The sequence below is a fragment of the Anoxybacillus sp. TBDG-1 genome (assembly GCF_054815885.1).
Map to the genome: position 1 here is coordinate 1 of NZ_JBTZSY010000064.1, position 9,958 is coordinate 9,958.

Annotated in this window: 11 protein-coding genes and 1 other annotated feature; of the genes, 3 read left to right on the forward strand and 8 right to left on the reverse strand. The window is 41.1% G+C overall.

The window, feature by feature from the left end; all coding sequences use genetic code 11:
- The first annotated feature begins 80 nt into the window (after positions 1 to 80).
- Entirely contained in the window at positions 81 to 272 is a 192-nt protein-coding gene (locus ACYQY7_RS13060; protein WP_461202682.1) for a hypothetical protein, read from the forward strand.
- Between the two features lie 100 nt (positions 273 to 372).
- Here ACYQY7_RS13060 and ACYQY7_RS13065 read toward each other — a convergent pair whose 3' ends face one another.
- From ACYQY7_RS13065 to ACYQY7_RS13085, 5 genes are all read right to left on the reverse strand, one after another.
- The gene (locus ACYQY7_RS13065; protein WP_461202684.1) at positions 373 to 1,311 is read right to left on the reverse strand and encodes an ABC transporter ATP-binding protein; all 939 of its coding nucleotides are present in this window, start codon (positions 1,309 to 1,311) and stop codon (positions 373 to 375) included.
- Positions 1,311 to 2,366, reverse strand: coding sequence for an ABC transporter ATP-binding protein (locus ACYQY7_RS13070; protein ID WP_461202686.1), 1,056 nt, complete (start codon positions 2,364 to 2,366; stop codon positions 1,311 to 1,313). Before ACYQY7_RS13070 ends, ACYQY7_RS13065 begins: the two co-directional genes overlap by 1 nt.
- Positions 2,367 to 2,386: 20 nt before the next feature.
- Positions 2,387 to 3,397 carry an oligopeptide ABC transporter permease gene (gene opp3C / locus ACYQY7_RS13075; protein WP_461202688.1) on the reverse strand — a complete coding sequence of 337 codons (1,011 nt, stop codon included), beginning with the start codon at positions 3,395 to 3,397 and terminating at the stop codon, positions 2,387 to 2,389.
- Positions 3,397 to 4,326: an oligopeptide ABC transporter permease gene (gene opp3b / locus ACYQY7_RS13080; protein WP_461202690.1), complete on the reverse strand. Its 930-nt coding sequence runs from the start codon at positions 4,324 to 4,326 to the stop codon at positions 3,397 to 3,399. The genes opp3C and opp3b overlap by 1 nt, the downstream gene beginning before the upstream one ends.
- A 104-nt stretch (positions 4,327 to 4,430) precedes the next feature.
- Complete coding sequence (locus ACYQY7_RS13085) at positions 4,431 to 6,083, reverse strand: peptide ABC transporter substrate-binding protein (protein ID WP_461202691.1); 1,653 nt, start codon at positions 6,081 to 6,083, stop codon at positions 4,431 to 4,433.
- A 287-nt stretch (positions 6,084 to 6,370) separates the two neighbouring features.
- Here ACYQY7_RS13085 and ACYQY7_RS13090 point away from each other — a divergent pair, with 287 nt between their 5' ends.
- Both ACYQY7_RS13090 and trpS read left to right on the forward strand, forming a co-directional pair.
- A complete protein-coding gene (locus tag ACYQY7_RS13090; protein WP_461202693.1) occupies positions 6,371 to 6,700 on the forward strand; it encodes a DUF3899 domain-containing protein in 330 nt (109 codons plus the stop codon).
- 35 nt (positions 6,701 to 6,735) lie between these two features.
- Positions 6,736 to 6,964, forward strand: a binding site (T-box leader).
- 47 nt (positions 6,965 to 7,011) lie between these two features.
- Complete coding sequence (gene trpS / locus ACYQY7_RS13095) at positions 7,012 to 8,001, forward strand: tryptophan--tRNA ligase (protein ID WP_461202695.1); 990 nt, start codon at positions 7,012 to 7,014, stop codon at positions 7,999 to 8,001.
- Between the two features lie 30 nt (positions 8,002 to 8,031).
- Here the strand turns inward: trpS and ACYQY7_RS13100 are convergent, their stop codons facing one another.
- The 3 genes from ACYQY7_RS13100 to ACYQY7_RS13110 all read right to left on the reverse strand — a co-directional run bounded on the left by ACYQY7_RS13100 (position 8,032) and on the right by ACYQY7_RS13110 (position 9,833).
- Positions 8,032 to 8,772 (reverse strand): DUF3603 family protein, encoded by a 741-nt coding sequence (locus ACYQY7_RS13100; RefSeq protein WP_461202697.1) that lies wholly within the window; start codon positions 8,770 to 8,772, stop codon positions 8,032 to 8,034.
- Between the two features lie 76 nt (positions 8,773 to 8,848).
- Positions 8,849 to 9,055, reverse strand: a complete 207-nt coding sequence (locus tag ACYQY7_RS13105; protein WP_461202698.1) for a hypothetical protein — start codon at positions 9,053 to 9,055, stop codon at positions 8,849 to 8,851.
- A gap of 55 nt (positions 9,056 to 9,110) precedes the next feature.
- On the reverse strand, positions 9,111 to 9,833 hold the full coding sequence (locus ACYQY7_RS13110; protein ID WP_461202700.1) for a DUF2268 domain-containing putative Zn-dependent protease: 723 nt from the start codon (positions 9,831 to 9,833) through the stop codon (positions 9,111 to 9,113).
- Between the last annotated feature and the right edge of the window lie 125 nt (positions 9,834 to 9,958).

The window sequence follows — 9,958 nt, forward strand, 5'->3', positions numbered from 1 at the left end:
ACCGCATAAAATCAATAAAAACTTAGGGTATGTATTTAAAACTTTTGACAATACCCATGGGAAAACAAGGGGGGAGACGTATGGCGCAATTTTTTATCGACTTTACGATCGTCGCCGTTTTAGTGATCGGCATCACGGCGCTCATGGGCGTCATTTTAAACGGTATCGGTGAAAACATATTTGGTGGGCATAAAAAACGATTACATACATCAATGAGCGAACATATTCAAACAGGGTGGAAAACAGTCGGCGGCAAAAAAGCTTCGAGATAATCTCGAGGCTTTTTTTAAAAACAAAATAGTCAAACGAATCGAAATATTGTATAATACTTTAGTACATCAAACGAAAAAAGCTAATCTCTCGAACGAGAGATTAGCTATACATCTCTTTATATTTTTCGTACTCTGCTTCTGAGCAGTAAACGAAATGACCTGGCGTAATTTCGCGCATGCGCACATCTTCGCCTTCTTTATAGTTGTGCTGTGACGGATCGTAAATGATGCGTTTACGCGTCCGTTCTGTTTCTGGGTCTGGATGTGGAATCGCAGATAAAAGCGACTTCGTATACGGATGAATCGGGTTGCGATACAATTCTTCCGCATCCGCAAGCTCAACCATTTTTCCGAAATACATGACGCCAATTCGGTCGCTAATGTATTTGACCATCGACAAGTCGTGGGCAATAAATAAATACGTCAATCCTTTTTCCCGTTGCAACTTTTTCATTAAGTTGACAACTTGCGCTTGAATTGATACGTCAAGTGCCGAGATTGGCTCGTCCGCGATAATAAACTCTGGCTCAACCGCAAGCGCGCGTGCAATGCCGATCCGTTGACGCTGTCCGCCAGAGAACTCATGCGGATAACGGTTCGCGTGCTCACGATTTAATCCGACCGTCTCAAGCAATTCATACACGCGATTCATGCGCTCTTCTCTCGACGACGCTAATCCATGAATATCAATGCCTTCCGCAATAATATCCGCAACGGTCATACGTGGGTTTAATGACGCATATGGGTCTTGGAAAATCATTTGCATTTTTCGTTTTAATTCTTTCGCTTCTTTCGCTGACTTTTTCCGATGCACACTTAAACCGTTAAACAACACTTCGCCGCCTGTCGCTTCATATAATCCAATAATTGTACGACCTGTCGTTGACTTTCCGCATCCTGACTCACCAACGAGACCGAGCGTTTCACCTTTATAAATATCGAACGATACATCGTCAACCGCTTTGACGACTTGACCTTTCCCGACTTTAAAATATTGTTTTAAGTTTTTCACTTCGACAAGTTTTTGTTTTTCGCTCATCACTTATTCCCTCCTTTGTTGTTCGTTAGTGTAACGAATTTTTTCATCCGTTCACGAACGACTTTCGGAGGTTCGACTTTCGGTGCATTCGGATGAAGCAACCACGTTGCCGCATAGTGCGTATCAGACACTTGGAACATTGGCGGCTCCATTTCGTAATCAATTTTTAACGCATACGCATTACGAGGCGCGAACGCATCGCCTTTTGGCGGATTTAATAAGTCTGGTGGCGTTCCTGGAATGGAGTACAATTCTTCATCCCCGTGCTCTAAGCTCGGCATCGATGCAAGCAGTCCCCATGTATACGGATGTTTCGGATTGTAGAAAATTTCATCGACCGTTCCTTTCTCTACAATTTTCCCCGCATACATGACCGCCACACGATCCGCCACATTTGCGACAACACCTAAATCGTGCGTAATGAAAATAATCGACGTCCCTGTTTTTTTCTGAATGTCTTTAATGAGCTCTAAAATTTGTGCTTGAATCGTCACGTCCAGCGCTGTCGTTGGCTCATCGGCAATGAGCACTTTCGGATTGCATGCAAGCGCGATCGCAATGACGACACGTTGACGCATCCCGCCTGATAATTGATGCGGATATTGTTTAAAACGAAGCGCTGGCTCTTTAATGCCAACAAGGTCAAGTAGCTCAATGGCGCGCGCTTTCGCTTCTGCTTTGGACATTTGTTGATGTTTTAACAATACTTCTGTAATTTGTTTTCCGATTGTCATCGTTGGATTTAATGCAGTCATCGGGTCTTGGAAAATCATTGAAATTTCTGCACCGCGTACACGCTGCATTTCTTTTTCCGAAAGTTTTATCAAATCGCGACCTTCTAATAAAATTTGACCTTGCTTAATTTTTGCCGGTGGCATCGGTAGTAAACGCATGAGTGCTTTCGACGTCACCGATTTTCCTGAACCAGACTCCCCAACGATCGCAAGCGTTTCTCCTTTGTACAAGTCAAACGATACACCGCGTACAGCTTGTACTTCCCCACCGTACACATCAAACGAAATATGCAAATCTTTTACTTCTAGTACCTTTTCCATTGTTCCACCCCTTTCATCCGTTATTTACGCATTTTCGGATCGAGCGCATCACGCAATCCGTCCGCTAATAAGTTAAAGCTTAAAATGAGCAAGCTGATCACAAACGCTGGAATCATCATTAAATGTGGGAACGTTTGGATCGATTTATAGCCATCATTAACGAGTGAACCGAGCGACGCTTCAGGCGGACGAATACCAAGTCCGATAAAGCTTAAAAACGCCTCTGTAAAAATGGCAGAAGGAATCGTAAACATTGTTGTAATAATAATTGGACCAACGACGTTTGGTAATAAGTGTTTAGCAATAATACGAGAGTCAGATGCGCCGAGCGTACGCGCTGCTAAAACATATTCCATATTTTTTAGCTTTAAAATTTGTCCGCGCACAATACGTGCCATCGTAACCCAACCGGTAATGACCATCGCCATCGTAATCGAAATAATTCCCGGCTCAAATACGAGAATAAATAAGATGACAACAATTAAGTTGGGAATACCGACGAGCACTTCAATAATACGCTGCATGACGTTATCGACGCGACCGCCGTAAAAACCAGAGACACCACCGTAAATAATTCCAATTAATAAGTCAATCGCTGCTGCTAATACACCGATATATAACGAAATGCGGGCACCATACCATGTACGCGTCCATAAGTCGCGACCGAGGTCGTCTGTACCGAACCAATAATATTCTTTTACCCCACGTTTCTCGTACACATCAATGCCGTTCATATCTTTTCCGTTAAATGGAAGCCAATCAATATTTTCTAACATCGGAATGCGCGGTGGTAATTTCGCATGTTGTAAATTTTGCTGTTTGTACGTACGATCGCTCATGATCGGTGCAAAAATAGCCATCAACGTAATGGCAATAATCATGATTAATCCGAAAACAGCACCTTTATTTTTTCTTAATCGAAGCCAAGCGTCTTGTAAAAACGTTAAGCTTGGACGATTAATTTTTTCCATATCACCTTGACGTTCTGTCGCTAGCTCAAACAACTCAGGAGATAATTGCTTTTCTGTCATTATTTTTTCCCTCCCGCTAAACGAATTCGCGGATCAATTAAGCCGTAAAGCACGTCCACAATAAAAATAACAAAAATAAATAACGCACTATAGAAAATCGTCGTACCCATAATGACCGGGTAGTCATTTAAGTTAATGGAACGGACAAACTGCTCTCCTAATCCAGGAACCGCAAAAATTTGCTCAATAACAAGCGTTCCTGTCATTAAGTTTACAGCCATCGGACCAAGAATTGTAATAATTGGAATCATTGCGTTTCTCAATCCATGCTTAAAAATGACGCCAAAGCCGCTAATTCCTTTTGCACGCGCTGTTAAAATATAGTCCGAACCGAGCACTTCTAACATTTCTGTACGCATAAAGCGCGCGATGCTCGCGATAACGAATACAGATAATGCTAGCGTCGGCATAATCGTATATTCAAATCCTTCCCAAAACGCAACAGGAAGTAATTTTAATTTTACACCGATGTAGTATTGCAACAATCCACCAAATACAAATGACGGAATGGAAATACCTAAAACAGCTAATACTGTTGCTCCATAGTCAATCGCTGTATTGTGACGGACAGCAGCGATCACACCAAGCAAAATACCGACAATTGTTCCGAATACAAGCGCTTGAAAACCAAGTTGTGCAGATGGACCAATGCGGTCGCCAATAAGTTGTGTGACCGGGCGATTATCGTATTGGAAAGAAACCCCTAAATCACCTTTTGCCAAATTACCTAAATAGCGAATGTATTGAACTGGCACTGGATCATTCAATCCGTATTTTTCTAAAATGATTTGTTGTTGTTCTGGTGATAGCTTCTCTTGATTTTGCAGAGGGGAACCTGGGAGAAGCTTCATTAGAAAGAACGTGGCTGTCGCAATAATGAATAGTGTAATCAGCATATAAATAAGCCGTTGTAACGTATATCGTGCCATATTGCACACCTCCTTACAAAATTAAAAACTTTTTGAAATTTTTTCGACTAGCAGGCAAAAGGAGAGTATATGCTTGTCGCACATATACTCTCCTTTCTTTTCGATTACTCGATATAAGCCCATTTGTAGCTGTTGTCTGGACCGAATGGATGATCAACGATACCTTTCACGTATTCACGCTCTAAGTACGCGGCACCACGTTGGTACATTGGTGCGATAACCGCTTCATCTAACAAGATTTTCTCAGCTTTTACCATCGCATCCCAACGAGCTTGTAAGTCAGAAAGAAGCGTTGTTTTCGCATCTTGTACAAGTTTGTCGTACTCCGCATTTGACCAACCAGTTTGGTTGTGAGCACCGTTTGTCACAAACATATCGATGAATGTCATTGGGTCTTGGTAGTCTGGACCCCAACCAGCAAATGATAACTCATATTGCATTTTGCTTTCAAGATCAAGTTTTTGCTTAAATGGTTGTTGTTTAATATTCACTGTTAAACCTGGTAAGTTTGTTTCAAGTTGCTCTTTTAAGAATTCACCAATTTTCTTCGCGCTTTCAGAGTCATAGTTTAACAATTCAAGTGTCACTTTGTCTTTGCCAAGCTCTTTTTTCGCTTGTTCCCAATATTTTTTCGCTTCTTCTGCGTTAAATTTCACTAAATCGCCATTTTCTTCACGGAAGTCTTTTCCGTTTGGACCAGTAACGAATCCTTCTGGTACGAAGTAGTTCGCTGCTTTTGAACCGTTATTTAAAATTGTCGCAACCATTGCTTCTTTATCGAAGCCCATCGCGATCGCTTTACGGGCATTTACGTTTTTCAACACTTCGTTCTTTTGATTCATGCGGATGAAGAACAATACAGGCTCTGATTTTGTTTTGAAGTTTTTGTCGCTGCTATACTTGTCAACAAACTCTGCGCTTAAACCAACGCGGTCTGCTTTGTTTGTTTCATATAAGTTTACACCAGTCGCAACGTCTTTAACAATGTTAAAGTTAATTGTTTCAAGCTTTACTGTTTGTGCATCCCAATATTGCTCGTTTTTCTTTAATTGGAAGCTTTGCTCATGTTTCCACTCGCTTAATACGAACGGACCGTTGTAAATAGTTGTGTTTGCTTCAAGACCGTATTTGTCCCCTTGTTCTTTAACGAATTTTTCGTTTTGTGGATAGAACGTTGGGAACGCTAGTAAGCTTAAGAAATAAGGAATTGGATTTTTCAATTCCACTTGTAACGTTTTTTCGTCAACCGCTTTCACGCCTAGTTGGTCAACAGGTGCTTTTCCTGTGTTTACTTCTTCAGCGTTTTTAATGTCATACATAATGTATGCATACTCAGCACCTGTGTTTGGATCAAGCGCTTTTCTCCATGCATATACGAAATCGTTTGCCGTCACAGGCTCGCCATTTGACCATTTCGCATCGCGAAGTTTGAATGTGTATACTTTTCCATCCTCACTTACTTCGTAGCTTTCAGCCATTCCAGGCGTTGGCTCGTTGTTTTGATCTAAACGATATAGACCTTCAAATACGTTGTTCATGACGCGGAATGATACGCTGTCAGTTGCTAACGTAGAGTCTAAAGAAGGAATTTCTGATGACTCAAGCAAGTTTAATACTTGCTCTTTTGCTGGCGCTTCTTGAGCCGGCTTTTCTCCTTCATTGGAAGGTTTCGCTTCTTCTTTTTTGCCGCCACATGCTGCTAACACCATGGAAGCGACGAGAAGAAGCACGAAAAAGATAGACAACTTTTTCTTCATGCGAGTTTCCCCCTCATCTTTTTTATTGTATTTATTTCCATCTTCTGATTTATCAGAAGATTTGAAACACAAGGACATTATATAACGAATTAGTATACTTGAAAAGATTTTTTTAAAACTTTTTTTAAATTTTCTAACATTTTAGAGAAATGTTAAGTTTGTTCACATTTTTGATAAAATCAGCTTGTTGACTATTTTATTTGTTTTTTATTCGTTTGTAAATAGAAAATTTACACTTTTTTTAGTATAATACTTTACAGCGATTAAGCGTGAAAGGTGAGTGAATAATGAAAAATGCAGTCATAACAAGTGTTTTCATATTTTTAGTTGCGCTAACGGTTGCACTTTTTTCTGCAAACAAATGGTTAACATTTATTAATACTTCTTTTTTGCTTGCACAGCCACTTGTTATTATTGGTGGATTTCGATTCATATATGAAAAAGGATTTTTCGATGTAACCATTTCTAGCTTTAAACGATTGTTTCGTTCTCCAGTTGAACGGTATTATGCCGATGATCAAAATGATGATGGACAAAAAAAACAATGGGGAGCTTCATTTTTTTTCGCCGGACTGTTCGTCACATTAGCCACGCTCATTTTTTCATACATGAATTGACAATAAAAAAACTACACCATATAATGTTTTAAAAAACCGATGCGATGACAAAGAATAGTACATATGACGAGGCGTTCAGAGAGCTTGTGGACGGTGCGAACAAGCCGCTAGTTGTATGGAATGGGCTTTCGAGCATTCAAGCTGAAACGAAAGTAAGCTTGGACGTTTGCCTTACGTTACAAAGGCGCCATGCGTCAAGCATGGGCAAAGTGATTGTCGCAATGACAATAACTAGGGTGGCACCACGGTTCTATCGTCCCTAAAGATGATAGGACTTTTTTTATTTGGAAAAATAAAAAAGGAGTGATTTCATGAAGACGATTTTTTCTGGCATTCAACCAAGCGGTGTCATTACGCTCGGCAACTATATTGGAGCGATGAAGCAATTTGTTGAACTGCAGCACGACTATAACTGCTACTTTTGTATCGCCGACCAACATGCGATTACCGTCCCGCAAGATCGGCTGGCGCTTCGCAACAACATTCGCAGCTTAGCTGCCTTTTATTTAGCGGTCGGCATCGATCCGAACAAATCGACGTTGTTCATTCAATCGGAAGTGCCTGCACATGCGCAAGCGGGCTGGATTTTACAATGTATCGCCTACATCGGCGAGTTAGAGCGGATGACGCAATTTAAAGATAAGTCCGCTGGAAAAGAAGCTGTCAGCGCTGGATTGTTGACGTATCCGCCGCTTATGGCAGCTGACATTTTACTTTATTCAACAGACATCGTCCCCGTCGGTGAAGACCAAAAGCAACATATTGAGCTGACGCGCGATTTAGCGGAGCGGTTTAATAAACGATACGGGGACATTTTCACGATCCCAGAAGCACGCATTCCAAAAATCGGTGCACGCATTATGTCGCTTACTGATCCGACGAAAAAAATGAGCAAATCCGATCCGAACCAAAAATCGTACATTACACTGCTTGACGATGCAAAAACGATCGAGAAAAAAGTAAAAAGTGCCGTGACGGACTCCGAAGGCATCATTCGTTATGATAAAGAAAATAAACCGGGCGTATCGAACTTATTAACGATTTACTCCATTTTAGCGAACGAACCGATTGAACAGTTAGAAGAACGTTATGCTGGAAAAGGATACGGGGAATTTAAAGCCGATGTCGCTCAAGTCATTATTGACGCATTAACGCCAATTCAACAAAAATATTATGAGCTCATGGAAAGCTCCGAGCTAGACGACATTTTAGACGAAGGTGCTGAAAAAGCAAACCGTGTCGCAAGCAAAATGTTAAAGAAAATGGAAAATGCCATCGGTTTAGGAAGAAAAAGACGATAAAAAACTCAGCTCCATGTCGGGCTGAGTTTTTTAATTCACTTTCGGTTCTTGTTCCATTTCCCATAGTTTTTCAAAAAACGGTTGTCCTTTCACGAGCCGTTCGCACAAATGCACATGGCGCTCCGACCATCCGTATTTCGCTTCTTCGTACAAGCCGTTCCACGCTTCTTCAAACGACATTTGTTGAATGTATGCATACTTTTCTGGCGCCCATTCCGTATACCAATAGCGCACTTCAGCGACATTTTTCGTTCCGTACAATTGATCAAGCGCCATAAATAACAGCTGCTTCAATTGTCGCTCTTTGCGCGTCAATCCGCTCATTAGCGCAGGATGGGGCGATAAAATATGATATTCTTTTTCACTTTGTTGAAACGGATATATGCACACATCTTGCTCTTTCATCATCTCATAAACGAGCTGTTCTTGACGTGGAATGAGTCGGCTTTTCCGAATCGGAATGTGATAGCCAATCGTATCAATCGCAATAATCCCATAGCCGTCTGTAGCGATGAAACAATAATCAAGCTGGATGCGCTCATGATTTTTGCGCACATACGCTTTTTGATACACATCTTCAAGCAGCGGTTTTGGAATTTCCGACAAGCTATTTTCTAAGTAGTGAAACAGTTGTGGGCTCACTTTCAATACTGGCACTTGATCTAACAGTTCAATCGCATCATCTTTTCTCCACTCATAAAAGTGGCAAACGTTATATCCGTTTTCTTCCCCTTCAAACCAATTCACCCAAACATCGTGAAGATATAACATGCATAACCCCTCACTTCAAACGATTTGTTCACAGTATGGTCAGAGGTTACTCATTTTATTCCATTTCACCCTAAATTTAACCATCATCGTGAAATGGGAAAAAAATGCTTAGCCACGTCACGAATAAGCCAATAGGTAAAAAATAACATTCTACTTTTGTACTAATAAATAACAAATATTCTTTCCAATCTGCACGCGATGCCATAATGTTTAAATACGCAATGATCGTCGTTCCACCGATGACCGACATCCCAAACCCAAGCAAATAAAAAAAGAAACGCATCCATTCATCCCCCTTGTCCACTACTATATGCATGAACAAGTCGAGAAACGATGCGTTACATAAAAAAAATTTGTTCTGATTCCATTGTCAATAATTCCATCATCGTCTTTTTTTCCAACGCTTGCTTCACGATGTTATATCCGACCGCATAGCCAAGCATGCGCGGATAAAAGGCTGAACCGTATAAAAGCGCACGGTAACGAGCATCGTCTGGACGAAGCGACATGTTTGGCGTGATCCATTTTTTTGTAAACTGCTTTAGTTGTTCATCGGTATAATATGTCGTCCATTTCGCAACATATTCGCTTCCGAGTCGCTCATACACCGCATGTTCGGCTAATCCTTCCATGACGATGCGGTCAAGGAGCGTATAGTTGCGCTCATCTTTCGGATCCACATGTAAACGGCAAACGTGATTGTATTCGTGAATAAGGAGGGCGTAAATATGTTCATTCGGAACATGGGGAAGCAAAAATAAAAATAGTTGATCTCGAAAAGCGACGCCTGACTTTCCGCCAAATTCATGTTGAAGCGAACGATTGGTGGCATCTGCAGGAAAAATATAAATCGGCACATCTGGTCCATTCCACGCTTTTTTTAGCTCGGTAAACTTGTTGGCGACAAATGCCCATACGTTTTTTCGTTCAAGCTGTTTCATCATATCATGTTGATTGCGTCGCGCCATCCCATGGGCAAATAAATGGCGCTGGACGTCCTCGTTTATTTTTTCTCGCCATCGATCATCTATAAACCAATCTTTCGTATTTATTACTCCCATGACACTCCCTCCCTTCGTTATCGCATTGTACGACAAACGAAAGGAAAATGTGAAAAGGATGAGGAGAGCCTCATCCGTTACAGAAAACTTACAAAACTTTATAAATAATCTATTCATTATTTATA